Origin of the sequence: Sphingopyxis yananensis, assembly GCF_020687785.1 — a bacterium.
Lineage (GTDB): Bacteria > Pseudomonadota > Alphaproteobacteria > Sphingomonadales > Sphingomonadaceae > Sphingopyxis > Sphingopyxis yananensis.
In genome coordinates, this window is the sequence record NZ_JAJEWI010000005.1 from 657,476 (window position 1) to 678,113 (window position 20,638).

Consider the following 20,638-nt stretch of genomic DNA (forward strand, 5'->3'; position numbering starts at 1 on the left):
ATCGGGGGTGAATATGGGGGGTGAACTATTCCGCCCATGCCAAGTCGCTGGTGAACAGCACGGTCATCCAACGGTCGGGATTGGCGTCGCCGATTACGGCGCTGAGTTCGTCGCGCAGCCTATCCCATTCTGGGATGGAGCGAGGCGGCGCGTCCGGGGGAACGATGATATGCAGTTCAATCTGTTTGGAACGGCCCATGCGTGACACATAGGCCCGCCAGTCGAGAAAACCATATTTGGCGATGAAGGCGGCGGCGGCTTCGTCGACTTCGGCTTTGAGGTCGGTGGGCGTGACGAGCATCAGATCGGATATCGCTTGCCGAATAGCGGGGATGGGCATGGGGATGAGAAAAATACAGACAACGGCCAAAACCGCAGGGTCGATATAAGGCGTGATATATTCATAAGCACTGCCTTGAACGGCCAAGCCGATGAGAAAGGCGACCAGCAAAGCGGCGGTGATACAGCCCGACATGATCCATGCCCGCACGTCCATAGCCAGAAATTGGGATTTGATGGTTCGGTTGGCGCGCCGCCCCAGCCATGCGGCGGTAAAGCAAGCGATGAGGCCAAAGACCGCATAGGCCAAAGCCCAACCAAAGACCAAATTGCGCCCGCCGCTCATCAGGCTGAGGATGGCGTTGAACAGCGCATAGACAGAGACCATCATCAGCATCGCGCTGTTGAGGCCGATGACAACCGGTTCCAAATGCCACAGGCCCATGGAAAAGCGTTGCTGCAAAATATGATCGCGGTGCTGGGGAAGGGCCGTCAGTGCGATGAGGTTGACGACGAGCAGCGACAAGAGGGTCATTGCGGCGTCGACGAGGGAATAGACGCCGTCGAACAAAATGGCATAGCTGCCGGACACAATGCCAAAGATGATTCCGAGGCCAGACACCAGCAAGGTGATGAAGATCGACAGGCGGATAGCGCCTGTCTCGGTAGAAAGGTCGATAGCAAACATGATAGAAGTAGGGCCCCTATATCATGATCATAAAGACGAATGGCGGGCCGAGAGGTTGCGTGAAGGCCAGCGTGCGCTGGGCTGTGATCATGGCAGGGCCTAGAAAATGACGCTGAGGCGCAGCGTGTCTTTATAGGCGCCAGCGGGAACAGGGGCTTGGGCGGGGCGAATTTGGGCGCGGTAATGATAGCTTTGGGTGGCGACACCGTCATGGACATTGGGGGCTACATCGGCCGAGGTGCTGGAGCGTCGTTCGGTGGGGGTCGAGCCCCAGCGGTTGGTGCCGGATGTGCCCTTGAAAATATCATATTCCAGAAAAGACGTGCCATTGCTCATACGGCGGGTGGTGCCGCTGGCATTTTTGCCATCGTCCAGCGCCACGGCATAGGCGTCGCCAATGCTGCACCGCACGGTGGCGCTTTGGGAAATGGTGTCAAATGTATCGGGCAAGGGACGGGTGCCGAAGTTCACGGTTGGGGCGGAAATTGTGCAGTCGCGTTCGACGACCATACGGAGTTTGACGGTGACGAGTTCGCCGGAGCCCCAGTCGGTGAGCGCGCCGAGGCAAATGCCCAATAGACACCCACTTCGTTTCAGGCCGGTGGAATTTTCGGGCACGCATAGACTGCCGACACCGACGAGGCACATGGAATAATACCAACGCATGCGGAGGGTGGATTCATAGACCCCAGCGCGGATCGATGTAGCGGCTTGGGTGCGGTAGTGAAGGGTGATGTAACCCCCAGACGCCTTGAGTAGGCCCAAGATGGTGGTGCTATGTTCGTCGTGCATCACTTCGGCGCTGAGCGCCGGCCCGCCTGCGGTCCATGATATGGTCAGCGGAATGGTGTCCGTATTGGCGGTGTTTTTGAGGGGCGGTATGGACCCTTCGAATTTCAAGGCAAGATAGCTGTTCGATACCACTTCCAACAGCGTGACGCAGCGGATGCCCGTGGCGGTGCTGCTGGACGAAATGTTGCCGCCTGCGATGGCGAAACTGCTGTGCGTGCCCAATTCAGTAACGGGCGGCGAGGCCGAAATGGTGCAAGCCAAAGCGGGGGCCGAAAAGAGGCCCAGCCAAGTGAAAAACGCCAGATAAAGAGGTTTTAAACTGCGGGTAGGCATGGAAGCTCTCCGATCATCCACTGGTCTGGCGTGAGTTGGTGCAGCGGCAGGGTGACGGTGCATTTGGCGCTGTTGTCGGGGATAATGAGGATGCGGGCGTCGGGCGCGGCTGCGCTATCTTCGAGATAGAGCAGGCCGTCCCAGCCGATATAGGTGACGATATTTTGGCCGATATAGACGGGTGAACCAGCCGCGATAAATTGCCCGTCGGGACCACGAATGCTGGCAAGGGCGGGTTGCAGCGGGCGGATGTTGAAACGCACATGCGCGCCGCGCCCGCTGGCGATAGCAAGGCTTTGTTCAACTTGCGCTACGCTGACATTGGCAGGAAGGTCCAAGGGGTCGATAGCGATTTTGGCGGCATACCATGGGGTTACGGCCGGAAGGAACAAATGGCCGTTTTGATTGGTGCGCCCGATGAGCTGATGTTCATAGCGGACGGGGATATCGGCATAGCCATTGGTGCTGACCAAGGCGAAGCTGCTGGGCAATTGATTGGCGGCAACGAAAAAGCCGTCGATCAAGACCATGCCGCCGCTGACTCCAGCCCATAAGCTGTGTTGGTTGCGGCCTTGGTGGCCCATATAGCCGAAGCCGCCGACACGAAATTGCGCGGCTTGTGTGCGAAGCTGGACGTCGCCGCGCCAGTTTTTTCGGCCATCGTCGGAGATATTGGCCCCGACATTCCAGCCAAAGCCGCCGTCGGTGGGCAAGGCGCGGCTATAGTCGGCGCGGTAGCTGCGTTCGCCCCGGCTTTGGTCGGTGACGCCAGCGGTGATGCTGCCGACTTGCGGACCGAGCGACAAGGTGGCGGCCACGCTGGCATTCCAACCGCGCGGGGAAAAATCGCGACCAGCCTGTGCATATATCTGCCAACGCGAACCGACCGGAACGGACCAGTGGAGATTGGCATAGCGGTTGCTGTCTTGGCCTTGCTGTTGATATTCCACATAGTTGAGGCCCATGCTGCCGTAACGGCCCATGGATAGATTGACGCTGGCGAGGCTGTGGCGGCGGGCGGAGGGTTCGTTCAAGAGATCGAGTTTGCCCAGATCGACGAAAAAGCGGCTTTGGCGCATATGGCGCAGCGCCATGGAAAAGCGCCCTGCTTGATAATCATAGCCGATGGTGAGGGCATGACCGTTTTGGCCACGATGTTGGCTGTAGCTGCCGCTGGCGGATAGGACGCCCAAGGTGGCAAGGCGGCTTTGAAGGCCGCCCCCGATCAGCCAGAAATTGTCGCTGGTTTCGGCGCGCAATTCGCCCGTCATATTGTCGCTAATGCCGTGGCGCAGCGAGGCGCTGGCGGCGAAATCGCCATAGGAGAAGTTTTTTCGGGCGTAATCTTGGCGGAAGAAGCCAGCGGAAATCGCAAAATCCGTGAGGCCGGATGCCAGCAAATTGCTGGATATATAGAAGGGCAGGCTGGTGGTGGTGGCTTGGCCGTGCATGTCGGTGACGACCAACTGGGCTTCGCCCGCGCCGCTGCTGAAGGGCAGGGTGTCGAGCAGAAATTGCCCCGGATCAACTTGGGTGTTGGTGACGCTGCGTCCGTCGATGAGCAGTTCGACCGTCGAGGGAAGGGCGGCGCGGCCAGCGAAGCGGGGCAGGGGGTAGGTGATGATGTCCGGACGCACGGAAAAATCGCGCGATATCTGGACGCCGCCAAGCCGCACGGCAGAGGCATCGGCCAAGCTGCGGGTAATAAAATCGCCAAATTCCCATGTGGTGGAGCTGTCGGCATGGGACGTGCGAAAGCTGGTGTCATAGCGTTTATAGCCGCCATGCGGCCCATTGCGCCAAAAACCTGAAGTTGAAAGGCTGCCGAATTGGGCGGCGATACGTTGTTCGAGAAAGACAGATATTTGTGCTGGGCTGTTGTCAAAGCCCGTCGAAATAAAGGCGTCATAGTTGAGCAGGAATGCGGTGTCGGCGGGCGTGATGTCCAATCGGCGGCGTTTGGGGCCGATATTTTGAGACGGCAAAAGATGGGTGGGCAAGTCGATCGACAAGCTTTGATCCGCGACATGATATTCAAAGCGCGCATCGGGAATATCGCCGAGCAACAGATGATCGCCGTTGACGTGAAGGTCGACGCCTTGCTGTTGCAAATCTTGAGGCCGGAGGCGGACGCTATCTTGTTCCAGATAGACGGGGATGATTTGGCCGGTGCGCCGACCATTGAGGATGAGTTCTAGGAATAGCAGGCCGTCCGCACCATTACCCTTATTCGTGCTGGAGATTGATGAGCGCAGCGGCGGCGCGCTGGGCAATTGGCCATAGCTGAGGGATGAAAGGGCGGTCGCGGCGTTGCTGTTGTCGTCATTGGCCGACGTGGTCGCGGCGGCGGGGCTGTTGATGAGCGGCAGGGCGAGGCAGGTCAGCACCGATGAAGCGAGCCATCGTGCGGCAAGGCTGGCGGCCGGAGGGTGCGGCAAAGGCTGGCCTGCGCGCCGATCCATATCAGGAATAGTTGTGCCGCCGTGCATCAACTGTGGCCGCTTATGGGCTGGCTTTGGGCAATGGTGCGGCGTCGGCGGCGTTCACCGAGGCGACGAGTTGGAACAGCCCATCGCCATTTTGCAACGCGTCAGGCAAAGGATAATGTAGGCGGCTGCCCGCCAGAACATAGCCCATCAGGCCGCTGGCCAATTCTATGTCCCCATGGGGACCGGTAATTTTGGCGCTGGTGAGGCGGGCGTGGCCGTTGCCACGATTTTCGATTTCTATAACGCGCTGTTTACCATCTTGGACCAAATGCCAATGCAGGTCGGCTGTGGGATATTGCCCTTTGCTGCTGTTTTTGCTGTCCGTCCTTTTATTATCTCCCCCCGCGATATGGGCTTCGGATGGCGGGAGCATTCCCGCGCCATAGGTGAAGAGGGGAAGCGAATAGCGCATCCGAAATTGAATGCCGGTTACCAGTTGCTGGTCGGTGTCCAGCTTGCGTTCCACCGGTACTTCGTCGACGATCAGCCGATAGGCGCGTTCCGCCTGACTGGGCGGTGGGCCAAGGCGGGTGATCCGGACAAGCTGTCTGGACTTTGGAGCCAAGGTGACGAGAGTGGGGGTGGCGATGACCTCATGTTGCGGGGCATAGACATCCTCGCCATCATACTGCGCCCAAGAAAAGCTCTGAATTTGCATGGTGATCGGCTGCTCGCTGGGATTTTCCAACCATAATGCGGCGGCATTTTCTTGGGCTTTGATGGTTGGATTGAGCGGCCAAATCAGGAGCGAACCGCCCGATTGGCCATAAGCGGGGGCCAGCGCGGGAAGGGCGAAGGCCGCAGCGACCATGAATATGCGGGAACAGCGGGGCATGAAGCGTCCTTGGGGCCAAGATATGATGGACATTAGGGCGGAGGATGCGTGGTGGATCACCATGACAGTGTCACCATGATGTCGTCGGTATAGAGGCCAGGCGGCAGATGATTGGGCACGTCGACCTGTGCATAATAGACCAGCCGAACATTGGCCGCGTCGGCGATGGATAATGTTCGCGTCTGTTCGTCCATCAGGGCAAGAGGAAGCGCGCAGGCAGCGTCATGACACAAGCGATAGTCCATCATATTACCAGAGGTGCCGCGCCGAAGGCGGCGGCTGGATGCGCTGGCATTACGCCCTTCGTTCAAGCGTATGATCAGCTTGGTGTTGGGGGTGCAGCGCATTGACAAGCTTTGGGTTTCTTGGGTCGATGTTGTGCGTGTGCCCCCCACCGAGGCAGGGGTGCTGCCAAAATCCAACAGAGCGATACGGCCCACTGCCCCGCTTTGGCCCGTCCCATTCACCCAGCACCCCAGCGCGACGGAGGCGTTGACGTCAAAATCAGCAATGGGGATGGATTGGGCCGATGTTTGGACGGACGTTAGGCCGCAGAGACAGACAAAGCCCAGCAAAGACAGGATGATTCCTGTGGATGAGGACGGTGCGGTTCTGTCTGCGGCCATTTGATCCTGTCTTGTGGTGCAAGTGGCCCGGTCAGAGCGTGAGGGTAACGGTTACGAGATCGGTGTAGGTGCCAACGCTAAGGCCGCTTGCACCCAAGGCGCGCCCGTAAATGGTCAACGTTGTGGCGGTATTATTGCCGGACAAAGCTAGTTCGCCGTCCAGCGGAATATCGACGGTGCGGCTGCTGTCTGAATAAAGTTTATAGCTGACATAATGGCTTGTCGCGCCCAGCCGCATACGGCGATCGGTTGCGTTGGGGTTGGACCCACCGCTGAGGGTGATTTTGGGCGCAGAGCCTTCGGAACAAGTGTAGCTGAGCGAGGTTGAGCCATCGATTTGCGTGAAAGCGGTGGTGGTGGTGCCGAAATCCAACGCGCTATAGGTTGCCGTTGGGTGCGGCGCCGTGCCGGTGAAAACCGCCGTATTGATGGTGCAGGTTGATGTTAGCACCAATTTTGCTTCGATGGTGCCAGTGATCTGGGCTGCGGCGGGAACGGCGGTGCTTGCCGCGATGAGCGTTGCTGCTGCCATAAATTTGCGCAATGTCTGATCCATCCTATCCTCCATAAGCCTGCCTTTGTTGGTGGTGGGGGTATGAAACACCCTTTGGCTTGGTGAAGAATGTGATCGGTAATCCGTTAAGCTTGGGTATGAAGCAAAGCGAAGATAGGTCCATTTTGATTGGTAAATGGACGCGGGCGACAGGACGGCATGACGCCAAGGAATTGGCGCGCTGGTTACCCAGTGGAGCATGACGCCGACGTGGCGCGATAGGACAATGCGGAGCGAATCTTAACCGTTTGATTTCGCGATGCAGTTGGAAAATGAATTGGGGTATTGGTGGTGACGACAGATGCACAGGAAATTGCGCGAGCCTTTGTAACGGCGCGTCGGGACGGTGCCAGTTTGGCCGTTTATCCCGGTAAGATGCCGACCACGATGGAAGCGGCCTATGATATTCAGGATGCGGCGATGATGCTGGATGGGCGGCCGGCTGCGGGCTGGAAGTTGGGCCGGATTGCACCGGACTGGCAAGCATCCATGGGGGCGGACCGTTTTGTGGGGCCCGTCTTTGCGGAAAATATCATGATTTTGGGTGATGAGGCGGCGGTCATGTCGGTTTTCCCGCAAGGATTTGGCGCGGTGGAGGCAGAGTTCATGCTGCGTCTGGGCGAGGTGGGGGACCTGAATGATAGGGATTATGGCAAGGACAGCGTGCAGGCGGTGATTGATGATGTGCGTGTGGGTGTCGAAATTGCGGGGTCGCCCTTTCCCGACATTGGACGGCATGGGCCGGCGGTGACAGCGTCGGATTTTGGCAATCACAAAGCCTTGTTACTGGGACCGCGCGTGCCAGACTGGCGAAATACAGATTTGTTGGACATGGCGGTCGAAAGCTGGATTGACGGCGAGCGGGTGGGGGCGTCCACAGCAGGGCAGATGTTGGATGGTCCATTTGGCGCAGCGGCATTTTTGCTGCGCTGGCTGCGTGAACATGGGCGGACCGTGCGTGCAGGGACATGGATTTCCAGCGGCGCGATCACCGGTGTGCACCCCATCAAAGCGGGACAAAGGGCAGAGGTGTGTTTTGGTGACCGCTGGCGGATGAAGTTGCGCATCGCGGATTGATGGTCCGCGATGCGCCGTGGGGAAAGGGTAATTAGTGGCTGAGTGCTGGTGATGCGGTGGCTGGTTGACGGTGGGCAGAGATGCAGGTGATGACGCTGGCCACCACAAAAGCAAAAGCGAGCGCTTCGTTGACGCTTGGGCCGCGGCTTTCCCATGCAAAAGCATAAAGCAGGGCAAAGAGTGTTTCAAACAACACCATTTGGCCGACCAAGGTAAAGGGCAGCAGGCGGGTGCTTTGGTTCCACAGCGCATTGCCCGCCACCGACGCCAAGAGAGCGACCATCGCGCTGGCGAGAAGGAAGTTGAGCCATTCCGTTTGACTGTGGCTGAGGTCGACAAAAGCAAAGACAAAGGGAAGCAGAAGCAAGCTGAGCGCGCCTGTGACGAGGCCCAACAGCAAATTCCAGTCATAAGCAGAGATGGCGTGCATATGCGCCAGCCATTTGCGATTATGAACGGCATAGATCGTCCAAGATATCAGGCCGCCAACCGCGCACATCATGCCGATGAGGGGGGTGAGGTTTTTGGCACTGAGTAGGGCGTCGAACGCGTCCCAGCCAATGGCGATGGCGCTGGCGATGCAGAGCAAGATGGACGGCATCAGACGCGCCAGCGGGACCGCGCCGCTTTCACGGCTGCCGACAATGGATACAGCAACTGGAACCAAGCCGACAATCAGCGATGTCATGGCAATACCGCCCATTTGGACGGCGTTGACGATGAACAGATAATAGAAAATATTACCCGCCAGCGCGAGGCTGATGAGGCCGATCCATTCTTTTTTGCCCAGCAAGGAAAAGAGCGTAGCGGCACGCGGAGCGATGAGGATGGCGGCAATGAGGCCATAGAAAATATAACGCCCTATGGTCAGTTCCAACGGGCCGAAGCTGCTAGCCATTTCGGGTGTGAGAAATACCAGACCCCAGAGCGCGCCAGCCCCAGCGCCGCACAAAATGCCCCACATGATGTTTTTTTGGACGGCCACGCAAAAAATCCTCAAAAATTTGATAGCGCGGGACATATCATTACAATAGTGAAGCGTGCGCTCTTGATTATCGCAAAAAATGCAACAAAAACTCGGGATATGGTAAAGAAATCGATTTTTCGCTCATTTCCGGCCCTCGATCGTTTTGACCGTGCGATTTTGCGGATTCTTCAGCGCGACAATAAGAAACCGCAGCGCAATATTGGCGAGCAGGTGAATCTGTCGGCGGCGTCGGTGCAGCGGCGAATTGCCATGCTGGAAGATGAAGGGGTGATCGCCCGCAATGTGGCGGTGGTAAACCCTGATGCAGTCGGGCTGACGATTACGTCGATTGTGCAAGTGCGCTTGATGAATGAGCAAATTGCGACGGTCGATGCGGCCAAGGCCCTGTTCAACGCGACGCCAGAGGTTCAGCAATGCTATTATGTCACGGGCGGGCTGAGCTTTGTGTTGGTGATCGTTGCGAGCGATATGCGCGCTTATGAAAGCCTGACGCGGCGTTTATTTGGCGAGAATGTTGATATTGAAAGCTATCATAGCTTTATCGCGCTGGACCGCGTGAAGGCGGGGATGGATGTGGTGATTGCTGAGTGATGTGTCGGTGATGCCGTAATATAGCCTGTCTGATGCTGTTGGGATGGAGACTAATGATGATTGGATTTTTTGCGGCGCTATCTGCTGCGCTGGCGGTGGCGGCGGGCGCATTTGGCGCGCATGGGGCGGCGGGACCGCAGCAGGCCGAGTGGCTGCAAACAGGCGGCGTCTATCAGATGATTCATGCGGTGGCCGCCTTGGTGGTGATGGCGCGGGCACGCGGCGCGGCGGTGACCTTGTTGGTGGGCGCGGCGATTTTTTCTGTGACGCTGTATCTCATGGCCATTGGTGCGCCGCGTTGGTTGGGGGCGATTACCCCGATTGGCGGCACTTTGTTGATCCTTGGCTGGTTGTGGGCGGCATGGGTTTATTTTCGAACAGGACAAGCTGATTAAATATATAATGCTAGATATAGGCATCGTTTTATAGCGATGTGTATCGGTTGGGCGTTCAGAATTTATGGCGCAATATAGGCCAGAAATTAACGCCGCCCTAAGGAGTATGAAGTAAAAACGGATGATGTTTGGAGGGGGTTTCCATCTTGTTCGTATGGCGTTGCTGGTTGTCGGCATATGCTTTGGGCTGGGGCATATAATACCCAGTATCGGATCCGTGCGTGCGCAGGAACCGGTGGCACCGGATGTGGTTTATAGTCATTGCTGGGCAAGCGGCGGGTTGAAGGAGAGCCTATCTGCCGTAGCGCGGGCCGCCGAGCGGTGGGATTGTAGCGGTAAGCCCTATGTTTTGGATGGCGAGCGGATTTTCCTGCGCTTTGATGTCGCGGGGGCGCAAATCCCACGCTATTTTGTGACCCGCCGCGCGGCGCTGGATGGCATAGATTTTCTGGTCATTGATCAAGATGGAGCAGAGCGCAGCACTAGTATTCCGCCGTCGCAGTGGCTGAATAGCAGTGCCGATAGTCAATTGCGCATCCCTGTGACGGATGTACGCGATCAGAGCCGATATTTCATTGCGGCATTTGATCGGGTCAGCCACCGGATGGTTTTGGATGGGGCGCATTTGACGGCGTGGGACGATAGCGGCCAGACGCCGATGTTGCTGTTTTTGGCTGCGCTGTGCGGCATGCTGGCGATGCCGCTGGTTTTTAATGCGGCCTTTTACCGTGTTTTGCGTGAAAATTTTGTTGTCTGGCACAGCGCGTTGGTCATCAGTTTGATGCTGACGGTGCTGGTGTCGTCTGGTCTGTCCATGTGGTGGCTGGAGATTCCGGTGATGACGCTGAGTTGGATGCAGACGCTGTTATTTGGGGGCAGCGTTGCGGCGGGGTGCATGTTCACCCATGGCTTTATAGAGCCGGGGCGTTTACACCCAAAATTGCGCCGCGCGTTGATCTGGTGCGCGGTGTCGGCGATGAGTTTGAGCCTGTTTCATGCGCTATTTCCCTATGTCGCGCGGCCCGTACAATCGACCATTTATACGGCGGCGTTCATGCCGATACTGATGATCTTTATTGCGGTGTTGATCGACGCATGGAGCCGTGGAAGCCGCGCGGTGATGTTCCAAATCGTGGGGTGGGCACCGATGCTGGTGGTCGGTATCATTCGGTTGGTGACAGGATTGGTGCCCGCGCTGGAGAGTAATGATGCGATGTTATTATTCTATATTGGCTGTGTGTTTGAGGTGATGTGCACCGCCATGGGCGTGGCGGATCGTTTCATGTCCTTGAAAGATCAGCGAGATCGTGCCCGCACCGAAGCCGAGATTTTAGAGGGGCTGGCCGAGCGGGATGCATTGACGGGATTGTTTAACCGCCGTGGGTTTGAGAAACGCGCGGAAACGCTGTTCGCCCATGGGTTTACGACGTTAGCGGTGCTGGATTTGGATCATTTTAAGGCGATTAACGACAGCTATGGTCATGCCATGGGGGACCGTGCGTTGCAGGCCACGGCGGAGGCGCTTCGCCCCAACGCGCGCGTCGACGTGTTTCGCATGGGGGGCGAGGAATTTGTGATGTTGCTGCGCGGCAAAGATGCCCATGCCCAAGCAGAGCGTCGGCGGAAAAATATTGAGGAAATGATTAGAGAGAGCATTCCGCAAATTAAGAAGCGGGTGACGGCCAGCATGGGGATGGTCGATATGGTCGCGGATGCACAAGATGGCGTGGACATTGGCTGGTTTTTCGAACGGGCGGATGAATTATTATACCACGCCAAGCGGCAAGGGCGCGACCGTTCGATAGCGAATTGGGCGGCCTTTGAGATGCCGGATGGTAACGGCATGATGGCGGACGGCCCGTCCCATGATGCGGCGATGTTTCGCATGAAGAAGACGAGCGTTGCCGATACCGCAGCGCCGAGCGCCAGATTGACGACGACCGAGGTTTAGTCGGCGTTTTATTCCGTCTATTGCGTCGGCTCTGATAGGGTTCTGCCGTTAATAGATAGGGTTTTGGCGTGATGGTCGATATCGGCATCGATGCCAAATGCAGCAGCAAGGTTTGCAGACGTTAACACTTGTTCGCTGCTGCCGTGGGACAAGATTTTTCCGTCCACCAGCAAAATCAGATGATCGCAATAGCGTAGCGCCATCCCAAGGTCGTGCAGGACGCAGGCGATGGTCATGCCTTGTTCACTTTGGGATTTTAGCAGCGCGATGACATCGAGTTGATAGCCAGGGTCGAGGCTGGCCAAGGGTTCGTCGGCAATCAGCATGGGGGATTGGCAGGCCAAGGCGCGGGCCAGCAGCACGCGGGCGCGTTCGCCGCCGGATAAGGCGGTCGCGCAGCGGCTCCGAAGCGGCAGCGTGCCGGTTTGCTCCATTGCCCATATAATGGCTTGTTGATCGCTGGGCTGAATGCGGGACAAGGGGCCAAGGTGCGGTAGGCGGCCCAAGGATATTAAGCGTTCGACCGACAGCGGCCAGTGGAGCATCTGGCCTTGGGGAAGATAGGCGATGGTTTTGGCCAGCGCGGGGCGGGTGAAGGTGCCAAGCGGTTGGTTGTTGATGGCAATGTCGCCGCTGGATGGCAAGAGGCCGAGCAGGGCGCGGGCGAGGGTGGATTTTCCCGCGCCATTCGGACCAATGATGCCCGTAAGCTGGGCGCGGGGGATGTGACCGCTGACGCCCGCCAAGATGGGAGTGCGGCTTTGCTGGACCGATAGGTTGGAAAAGCGGATCATGGCCACTGCCTTTTCATTGCCACATCCCGCGTTGACGAATGAGGTGGGCGAGGAAGATGGGCACACCCAAAAAGGCGGTGACGACGCCTAATTTCAATTCATTGCTGGTGGGTATGATGCGCACGGAAATATCGGCCAAGGTCAGCAGCACGGCGCCGCCAATGGCCGATGGCACGAGAATGGCTGAGGGGCTTTGGTCGGTGAACGGGCGGATGAGATGGGGGACGATCAGGCCGACAAAGGCAATGGTGCCCGACACAGCGACCGCGCCGCCCACGCCAATGGCCGTGCCGATAAGCAGGCGCAGGCGGGTGCGGGCGAGGTTGATGCCAAGGCTGGCCGCGCCATCTTCGCCCAAGGTGAGGGCGTCTAGGGCTTTGCGGTCCCACAAGATCAGCACCATGCCGATCAGTACGCAGGGGGCGGCGATGAAAATATGGTCGTAGGAGCGGTTTTCCAAACTGCCCATCAGCCATGTCATAATTTCCATGGCGGCAAAGGGATTGTCGGAAAGGTTAAGCGACAGGCTGATCGCCGCGCCGGCCAAGGTGCCGACAGCGATGCCGCCCAAGATGAGCGACAGAGCTGAGTTGGATTTGCCATCCAAAAACACCAACAGGATGAGGGATAGCAGCGCGGTGGTGATGGCCAATAAAGGCAGAATCGCGGGGTGAATTTCGCTGAGGCCGAAATAGAGCGCCGCCACCGCGCCCAAGGCCGCAGCATTGGATGTGCCCAGCACCGATGGTTCGGCCAAGGGGTTGCGCAAATAGCCCTGAAGCGCTGCGCCCGCCAAGCCCAAGATGCCGCCCACCATCAACCCCAATAGCGTGCGCGGTAAGCGCAGGTCCCAAAGGATGATGGTGGCAATGGGGTCGCCTTGGCCCATGAGCGCCGCCATGATGCGCGCGGGGGCCAAGCTAACGGGACCAAAAAGCAAGGAGGCCCCCGCTGCCCCAATGGCCAACAAGCCGAGCAGCAACAATAAGATGGTGCGAGGAGGGCTGGACCGTTGGGGAAGAGAGGGATGGGTCATTAGAAGCGCAGACGCACGCCGCCATAGGCCCCGCGACCAGCCGACAGGAAGCCGACATTTTCGCGGTAATCGACATCGAACAGATTTTCGATGCGGCCATAGAGGGTCATGCTGGGCATGATCTGAAGCTCTGCCCCCAAATTAACGAGGGTGAAGGCTTGGAGGGTTTCGACCGCATAGGTGGCGAAATTATTGTCGAGGCCGTCGCCATTGTGGCGCGCCGTCAGATTGACGCCGAAACGGTCATCGGGCGAACGCCAGCCCAAATTGGCGCTGGCGATATGTTTCGGACGGCGGACCAGACGCACGCCAACTTCGGTTTGGGCATCCAAATAGGTGTAGGATGCGTCAAAGTGGAAGCCCGATGGCAGGCGCAGATTGGCCGACACTTCGACGCCCTCATGCGGCGATTTGCCGGGGACGTTGATGGACGTCGAGGAGCTGTAATCGGGGCTGAAGGAAGCGATGATCTTGTCGCGCAGTTGGGCGTTGAAATAAGTTACGTCGATGCGCGCATTGCCGTTCCAAAAGCCTTGTTCGACGCCAACTTCCCAGCCCAAGGAGCGTTCGGGTTTTAAATTGGGATTGCCGACAAAGCCGCTGTTGGGGGTGAAGCCGAACAATTCGGTGAAAATTGGGGCCTTGATGCCGGTGCCTGCTGCGGCATGGAGGCGGGTTCCCGTGTCGAACCGCACGCTGGATTGCACGCGCCATGTGGTGGCGTCGCGGAAACGTTCGTTAAAATCATGGCGCACGGACGCACCAAAGCCGATACGGTCGGCGATGGTCAGTTGATATTGGCCGACCAGACCGACATTGTCATTGTCGCGAAATGGGTTGTCGCCGACAAAATAGGTGGCAGTTCCGTGATATTCTTCATGCTTATAATCGACCGCGCCGGTGATGCTGTGCGACAGATTCTCGTCGCCCAATTTCAGCGTGGAGACGAGCGATATTTTGCGACGCTTTCCGGTGCTGCCGGAAATTTCGGCGGCGTTATCGTCGAAGCTGCGGCGGCGGGCGTTGAGCATTTGGGCGCTGAGGTCGGTGGTCCAGCGGCCATCATCGCTTTGAAGATTTGCACCGATGAGCGCGCTGAAGATGCTGTTGGTATAAGAACCGCCAGCGTCGATGGCATCGCCGGTGATGACATAATCTTGATCATTCATTTCGGCATCGGCATAGCTGTAGCGCGTGATGGCGCGCAATTTGACTTGGCCGAGTTCATAGCCGAATTTGCCGTTCAGCGACGAAATTTTGGAACCGATTTTGCGCGAGCCGTTGGGCGCGACAACATAGCCGTCGGTGCTGGCATAGGAACCGCCGACCATATAGTCGAAGTCACCCGCCACGCCGCCGCCCTGAACCGCGCCATTGACGGTGCCATATGATCCGCCTTCGACGCGCGCGGCAAAACCGGGCAAGTCGCGGCCCGATGGGCTGATATAGCTGATCACGCCGCCGATGGCGTCGGAGCCATAAAGGGCGCTTTGTTCGCCGCGCAAAACCTCGAGGCGCGCGCCGAGATCGGCGGTCAGCATGTTGAAATCATATTCGCCGTCATAGGGGCTGGAGGCTTCGATACCGTCGATCAGCATCAATGTATGATTGCCTTCGGCTCCGCGAATACGGACCTGTGTTTTGCCGCCAATGCCGCCGGTGCGATTGACCGATATGCCGGGGACGTCGCGCAAAATATCGCTGACGATGACGGTTTGACGGTCGGAAAGCTCTTGGGCGGATAGGGCGGTGGCGGATGCGCCCAAAGTGGCGGTGGAAATGCCGTCATCGCTGCGCGAGGCGCTGACGATGATGGTGTCGGCCCATTGGTCATCATCCATGGCGGCGGCAGGGGCCGAAAAGGCAAAGATTGGAAGGACAGCCGCGCTCGCCAGCAAAATACGCGAGAATTGATTGGTCACATATCACCCATTTTGCACCCAGAAGACGGTGGACGGGGGCGTGCCGTGGAACGATTGCGGGATAGGCCCGCAGGCGAACGAACGGTCGGTGCAGGATGACAGGCTGGCGCAAAAAGAGGCCCGTCACCACGCAGCGATGCGGCCCCAGCCGCAAAGTTCGTCGCTCAGACGGGTGAACCGTGCCCTGACCAATCCCTGAGCCAAAGCAAGAGCGACCAGACGCTGGCAGGTCTCCTGGCTCGCGGGTCAAGGCTTGATGCAGAGCCTTCCCAGTGGGGCCGTGACGGGCCCGATACCAGTGGCTGTCTGAGCCGAAAAATGCCCAAACCTTTGCATCTAGCTCGCCGCTTACAGTTGCAGGGACAGCTGCGGATTGGGATGCCGAGGCATCCGCACCGCCTTCCCTTTTAAGCCCCGAAGGGCACCGGCGCGATCAATATTCAGACAATATCCTGTCTGTTCGCGGCGACCCATAGGGGCAGTTGGCCGCGATGCCAAGCATTTTGGGTGGGCTGGGGCAAGGCGTGCGGGGCGTGATTAGGGCGCTGCGGCGGCTGGGGGGCTGGCAGGGGGTGCCCAAATTTGGTGGGCGTCGATTTCCAATTTTAGCAGCGCCTTGATCGCCGCGCCGCGCGCGTTGATTTCGCTGCGCTGCGATTCTTGATATTGGCGCTGGGTATAGAGGGTGTCGGCCATGTCGATGGCGCCCAAAGCATAGCCGCGCGCGGTGCGTTCAAATAATTTGGCGCTGTGGGTGGCGGCTTCGGCCATTTTTTCCCAGACCAACAAAGATGCGCGTGCGTTGGTGAGGCTGGCGCTGGCATTGGCCTGTGTGCTGCGCTGGGCGGCGGAGAGTGCAAAACCAGCGGCGCGGGCCTGTGCGGCGGCTTCGTCACTGGCGCGTTTGCGGTAGCGGCCACCCAAGGGGATGGAGGCGGTGATGCCCGCCCCCTTTTCCATACCGCTGCGTTCGCTGAACAGGCGCAGGCCAAAGCTGGGGTCGGCGATGCGGTCGGCGCGGGCGCGGTCGGCCAGCACGGATAAGCGGTCGGCTTCGTTGCGGGCGATGGCGACGTCATGGCTGACCGACAGGCTGCGTTGATGCAGCGTGTCGAGTGTATCGCTGGCGGCGTGGGGACGGCCCAGCGGCGGCGGGGTGATGGGCAGCAGCAGCGACGGGAAATGAGCGGCCAGATTGGCACGGGCAGCAATGGTGCGGGCCTGCGATTCGGACAAGATACCGCGGGCCAGCGCAAGGGCGGCGGAGGCTTGGTCGCCGTCCAAGGCGGCGGCGTCGCGCAGGGTGATGCGGCGCTGAACTGCGCCCGATGCGCGTTCCAGACCGGCGACAACGTCGGCGTCGGACGTGGTCAAGGCATGGGCGGTGAGCCATTCTGTCCATAATTCGCCCAGCATCAACGCCGCTTGGTGGCGGACCGCGGCCCACTGGCTGCGTGCGACATCGACGGTGAGGGTGCCAGCGCGGCGGTCGAGCGCGGCTTTGCCGGGCAGGCGGAACGGGCGGGAGACGCTGAGGTCGAAATCTTGATATTGTCCCTCGAGCTGGATGTCGCGGCGCGAGATGCTGGCCGCAACCTCTGTTTCATGGGGGCCGACACGCAGCATCTCGCCTTGGGATTGAGCGGCGTTAAAGCGGGCTTCGGCGGCCAGAACAGCCGGATGTTGGTCGAGCGCCTGTGCGACCAGTTCATTGGGCGGCAGGTCGGGGCGTTGGGCGTCGCTGGGTGAAAGCGCGGCTGCGTTGGGCAGCGGAGCCGATGATATTTGGGCCAGCGCGGGGGCGGTGAGCGCGGATAGGCTGGTGAGGGCTAGCAGGGCGGAGGCCGCCTGACGGATGGGGGTAGGGAAAATCATGACAAACGTCCTGCGGACAAAATGGGGACGGTGTGCCAGCGCACGGGCGCGGCGCGGCCCAAGGCGTTGATGCTGGCCACCAAGGGGGCAATGGCATCGTGCGGCACAATCACTTCGAGCGCGCAGCGGCGCAATTGGCCCATGACCCGTTCGGATGGGCTGGCGTCGGCGAAGTCGCGGCCAAACACTTGCTCGTTGCGCAGATGGACCATGGTTTGTTGCGCTTCGCCGATATGGTCGGCGATCAATTCGCCGTCCGCAGCAGCGCAATAGAGGGTGAGGAGGACATCAGACATGCTGGGCATCCTTGTTGGGGGCTGCATCGGTGGTGCCGTCTGCTTGCGACGAGCTGCTTTCGCCAAAGCGTTCATAGAGGATGGGCAGCAGGATGAGGGTGAGAAGCGTGGATGTCACCAAGCCGCCGATCACCACAATGGCTAAGGGGCGCTGAATTTCCGAACCGGGGCCAGAGGCAAAGAGCAGCGGCACCAGACCGAAAGCCGCGATGCTGGCGGTCATGAGGACGGGACGCAGGCGGCGTTCCGCGCCAAGGCGCACGGTGTCGGCCATGGAATAGCCCTCGTCCCGCAACTGGCGGAAGCAGGAGATCAGCACGAGGCCATTCAGCACCGCAATGCCCAGCAAGGCGATAAAGCCGACCGACGCGGGGACGGAGAGATATTGTCCCGACAGCGACAACGATAAAATACCGCCAACCATAGCAAAGGGAATGTTGACCAAGATGAGCGTTGAGGCGCGTAGCGAACGCAGGGTGGCGAACAAGACCAAGAAGATCAGCAGCAAGGCCGCCGGAATGACCAGCATCAGGCGCTGGGATGCGCGTTGTTGGTTTTCAAATTGGCCGCCCCAAACCAAGCTGTAGCCCGCAGGCAAGGGCACGTCGCGGGCGACGGCGGCTTTGGCTTCGTCGACATAGCCGACAAGGTCGCGGCCCGATACAAAGGCCTGAACCAACGCATAGCGGGTGCCATTTTCATGGTCGACGCGCACCGGCCCTTCGACACGCGAGACGCGGGCGAGGTCGCTGACGCGGGCCAAATTGCCGTCGGCGGTGCGCAGCATCAGATCAGAGAAACGGTCTGGGTCGCTGCGCAGGCTGTCGTCACCCTTGATCAAAATGGGGGTACGGCGCTGTCCTTCGGCGACCATGCCAGCGTCCAAGCCTTCGAGTTTGGCGCGCATGGCGTCTTGCAGGGCGTCGATGGGCATGCCCGCGCGGCCAGCGGCTAGGCGGTCGATGTCGACTTCGAGATAATCGACGGTGTCATTGGCCATGGTCATCACTTCGGATGCGCCGGAGATGCCGCTGAGCGTGGTTTGAATGTCGGCGGCGAGGGTGGACAATGTGGCCAGATCTGGGCCGAAGATTTTAATCGCCAAATCACCGCGTGCGCCGGTCAGCATTTCGGACACACGCATTTCGATGGGCTGGGTAAAGCTGGCCTCGGCGCCCGGCAATTGATGCATGGCGCTGCGCATGGATTCGACAATATCGTCTTTGGTTCCGCGCCATTCTTCGCGGGGCTTGAGCGTGACGAAAGCATCGGCTTCGCCAAGGCCCATCGGGTCAAGGCCGATTTCGTCGGTGCCGACGCGGGTGATGACAGAGGTGACCTCGGGGACATTTTTGAGGATAGCACGCTGGGCAGCTAGATCCATTTTGACGCTATGGTCCAAGCTGACGCTGGGCAATTTAGCCGTTTGCATGACCACCGAACCTTCGTCCATCGTCGGCATGAAGGTTTTTCCCACCGCACCATAAGCGATGACGGCAATGGCGAGGCCGCCTGCGGCGCAGCCATAGACCAATTTTTTGCGGGCGAACGCACCCGCCAGCAAATGGCGGTAGCGCGGCATCAATTGGCGCATGATCCATGGTTCGGCATGATGGCCTGATTTCAGGCCCAAGGATGCCAGAACCGGAACCAAGGTCAGCGCGATGACCAGCGAGGCCAGCAAAGCGATGATGATGGTGAGGGCGACGGGGGCGAACAGCTTGCCCTCGAGCCCTTCGAGGGTGAGGAGCGGCAGGAACACCAAGGCGATGATTAATATGCCCGCCGAAACAGGGACGATGACGTCGCTGGTAGCGCGGAAAATATGATTGAGGCGGGGGCGGTGGTCCTTGTCGTCGACATGGCGCAGCCGTTCGACAATATTTTCGACAACCACCACCGCGCCGTCCACCAAGATACCAATGGCGATGGCAAGGCCGCCAAGGCTCATAAGATTGGCGGTCAGGCCCACCGAGCGCATGGTGATGAAGGTGATGAGCGCCGAGAGCGGCAGGACGATGGCGACGATGGCAGCGGCGCGCCAGTCGGCCAGAAAGATGATGAGCAGGATGACGACCAAGATCGTCGCTTCGAGCAAGGCGCTTTCCACCGTGCCCACCGCGCGGGAAATGAGGTCGGAGCGGTCATAAAAAACGTCAATGCTGGTGCCAGCGGGCAGGCTGGATTGCAGGCTGTCCAGCCGTTCTTTGACGCCTTCGACGACTAAGCGGGCGTCGGCCCCGCGCAGGGCGATGACCAGACCTTGGACGGCCTCGCCCTTGCCGTCGCGGGTGACGGCCCCATAGCGGGTGATGCTGCCGATGGTGACATCGGCGACATCGCCCAGACGCACGACGCGCGAGCCAGACGAGCGGATGACCTGTTCTTGCAGATCTTCCACGCTTTTGACCGCGCCGACCGCGCGGACGATGAGCGCGCCTTCGCCCTCGGTCAGGCGGCCTGCGCCGTCGTTGCGGTTGCCCGCATGGATGGCGGTTTGCAGGTCGGATATGGTCAGACCCGCCGCAGCAAGGGCGACAGGGTCGGGGCGGACTTCGAAGGCGCGGGCATAGCCGCCCAGCACATTGACATCCGCCACGCCGGCGACGGTGCGCAGCGCGGGACGAATGGTCCAGTCCATCAGGCTGCGCTTGTCCTCGAGCGACAAGGGGCCTTCGATGGTGAACATGAACAGTTCCGACAGCGGCGTGGAAATGGGCGCAAGGCCGCCGTTTACGGCGCTGGGCATGTCGCCCATGACGCCGGACAGACGTTCGGCCACTTGCTGGCGCGCCCAATAAATGTCGGTGCCGTCGTCAAAATCAATAGTGATGTCGGCAATGGCATATTTGGCCATGGACCGCAGATTTTGCTGACGCGGAATGCCCAGCATTTCCATTTCAATGGGGGTGATGACGCGGGCTTCGACTTCCTCGGGCGTCATGCCGGGGGCCTTGAGGATGATTTTAACTTGGGTGGGGGCGATGTCGGGATAGGCATCGACCGGCAATTTTAGAAAGGCATAGGTGCCGACGCCCGCCAGAATCGCGGCCAAAGCCAAGATGAGCAAGCGATAGGATAGGGACCAAGCGACAAGCGAGCGCAGCATGATGGGGGT

17 protein-coding genes and 1 riboswitch are annotated in these 20,638 nt (G+C 59.3%); of the genes, 4 read left to right on the plus strand and 13 right to left on the minus strand.

Annotated features, from left to right (window positions below; genetic code table 11):
- Window positions 1-25 precede the first annotated feature (25 nt).
- The 6 genes from LKO31_RS05675 to LKO31_RS05700 form a co-directional block, all read right to left on the minus strand.
- The gene (locus LKO31_RS05675) at window positions 26-967 is read right to left on the minus strand and encodes a cation diffusion facilitator family transporter (RefSeq protein WP_227689168.1); all 942 of its coding nucleotides are present in this window, start codon (window positions 965-967) and stop codon (window positions 26-28) included.
- A gap of 99 nt (window positions 968-1,066) precedes the next feature.
- Window positions 1,067-2,092 carry a Csu type fimbrial protein gene (locus LKO31_RS05680; protein WP_227689169.1) on the minus strand — a complete coding sequence of 342 codons (1,026 nt, stop codon included), beginning with the start codon at window positions 2,090-2,092 and terminating at the stop codon, window positions 1,067-1,069.
- Window positions 2,074-4,581: a fimbria/pilus outer membrane usher protein gene (locus tag LKO31_RS05685; protein ID WP_227689170.1), complete on the minus strand. Its 2,508-nt coding sequence runs from the start codon at window positions 4,579-4,581 to the stop codon at window positions 2,074-2,076. The genes LKO31_RS05680 and LKO31_RS05685 overlap by 19 nt, the downstream gene beginning before the upstream one ends.
- Window positions 4,582-4,594: 13 nt before the next feature.
- A complete protein-coding gene (locus LKO31_RS05690; protein ID WP_227689171.1) occupies window positions 4,595-5,416 on the minus strand; it encodes a fimbrial biogenesis chaperone in 822 nt (273 codons plus the stop codon).
- A 56-nt stretch (window positions 5,417-5,472) separates the two neighbouring features.
- The gene (locus tag LKO31_RS05695) at window positions 5,473-6,042 is read right to left on the minus strand and encodes a Csu type fimbrial protein (protein WP_227689172.1); all 570 of its coding nucleotides are present in this window, start codon (window positions 6,040-6,042) and stop codon (window positions 5,473-5,475) included.
- Window positions 6,043-6,073: 31 nt separating this feature from the next.
- On the minus strand, window positions 6,074-6,598 hold the full coding sequence (locus LKO31_RS05700; protein ID WP_227689173.1) for a Csu type fimbrial protein: 525 nt from the start codon (window positions 6,596-6,598) through the stop codon (window positions 6,074-6,076).
- A 288-nt stretch (window positions 6,599-6,886) separates the two neighbouring features.
- Here LKO31_RS05700 and LKO31_RS05705 point away from each other — a divergent pair, with 288 nt between their 5' ends.
- Entirely contained in the window at window positions 6,887-7,672 is a 786-nt protein-coding gene (locus LKO31_RS05705) for a 2-keto-4-pentenoate hydratase (protein ID WP_227689174.1), read from the plus strand.
- Between the two features lie 31 nt (window positions 7,673-7,703).
- Here LKO31_RS05705 and LKO31_RS05710 read toward each other — a convergent pair whose 3' ends face one another.
- Window positions 7,704-8,657 (minus strand): DMT family transporter, encoded by a 954-nt coding sequence (locus LKO31_RS05710; protein ID WP_320443479.1) that lies wholly within the window; start codon window positions 8,655-8,657, stop codon window positions 7,704-7,706.
- A gap of 99 nt (window positions 8,658-8,756) precedes the next feature.
- Between LKO31_RS05710 and LKO31_RS05715 the strand changes: the two genes are divergently transcribed.
- The 3 genes from LKO31_RS05715 to LKO31_RS05725 all read left to right on the plus strand — a co-directional run bounded on the left by LKO31_RS05715 (window position 8,757) and on the right by LKO31_RS05725 (window position 11,597).
- Window positions 8,757-9,251: an Lrp/AsnC family transcriptional regulator gene (locus tag LKO31_RS05715; RefSeq protein WP_227689175.1), complete on the plus strand. Its 495-nt coding sequence runs from the start codon at window positions 8,757-8,759 to the stop codon at window positions 9,249-9,251.
- 56 nt (window positions 9,252-9,307) lie between these two features.
- Window positions 9,308-9,646 carry a DUF423 domain-containing protein gene (locus LKO31_RS05720; protein ID WP_227689598.1) on the plus strand — a complete coding sequence of 113 codons (339 nt, stop codon included), beginning with the start codon at window positions 9,308-9,310 and terminating at the stop codon, window positions 9,644-9,646.
- Between the two features lie 247 nt (window positions 9,647-9,893).
- Window positions 9,894-11,597 carry a sensor domain-containing diguanylate cyclase gene (locus tag LKO31_RS05725; protein WP_227689176.1) on the plus strand — a complete coding sequence of 568 codons (1,704 nt, stop codon included), beginning with the start codon at window positions 9,894-9,896 and terminating at the stop codon, window positions 11,595-11,597.
- 17 nt (window positions 11,598-11,614) lie between these two features.
- Here the strand turns inward: LKO31_RS05725 and LKO31_RS05730 are convergent, their stop codons facing one another.
- From LKO31_RS05730 to LKO31_RS05755, 6 genes are all read right to left on the minus strand, one after another.
- Complete coding sequence (locus LKO31_RS05730; RefSeq protein ID WP_407699245.1) at window positions 11,615-12,397, minus strand: ABC transporter ATP-binding protein; 783 nt, start codon at window positions 12,395-12,397, stop codon at window positions 11,615-11,617.
- A 7-nt stretch (window positions 12,398-12,404) separates the two neighbouring features.
- Window positions 12,405-13,427 (minus strand): FecCD family ABC transporter permease, encoded by a 1,023-nt coding sequence (locus LKO31_RS05735; protein ID WP_227689178.1) that lies wholly within the window; start codon window positions 13,425-13,427, stop codon window positions 12,405-12,407.
- Entirely contained in the window at window positions 13,427-15,349 is a 1,923-nt protein-coding gene (locus LKO31_RS05740) for a TonB-dependent receptor plug domain-containing protein (protein WP_227689179.1), read from the minus strand. Before LKO31_RS05740 ends, LKO31_RS05735 begins: the two co-directional genes overlap by 1 nt.
- Before the next feature lie 207 nt (window positions 15,350-15,556).
- A riboswitch (cobalamin riboswitch) is annotated at window positions 15,557-15,793 on the minus strand.
- A gap of 93 nt (window positions 15,794-15,886) precedes the next feature.
- Window positions 15,887-17,224, minus strand: coding sequence for a TolC family protein (locus LKO31_RS05745; RefSeq protein WP_227689180.1), 1,338 nt, complete (start codon window positions 17,222-17,224; stop codon window positions 15,887-15,889).
- Window positions 17,221-17,520, minus strand: coding sequence for a DUF3240 family protein (locus LKO31_RS05750; RefSeq protein ID WP_227689181.1), 300 nt, complete (start codon window positions 17,518-17,520; stop codon window positions 17,221-17,223). Before LKO31_RS05750 ends, LKO31_RS05745 begins: the two co-directional genes overlap by 4 nt.
- On the minus strand, window positions 17,513-20,629 hold the full coding sequence (locus LKO31_RS05755; RefSeq protein ID WP_227689182.1) for an efflux RND transporter permease subunit: 3,117 nt from the start codon (window positions 20,627-20,629) through the stop codon (window positions 17,513-17,515). Before LKO31_RS05755 ends, LKO31_RS05750 begins: the two co-directional genes overlap by 8 nt.
- Window positions 20,630-20,638: the final 9 nt, after the last annotated feature.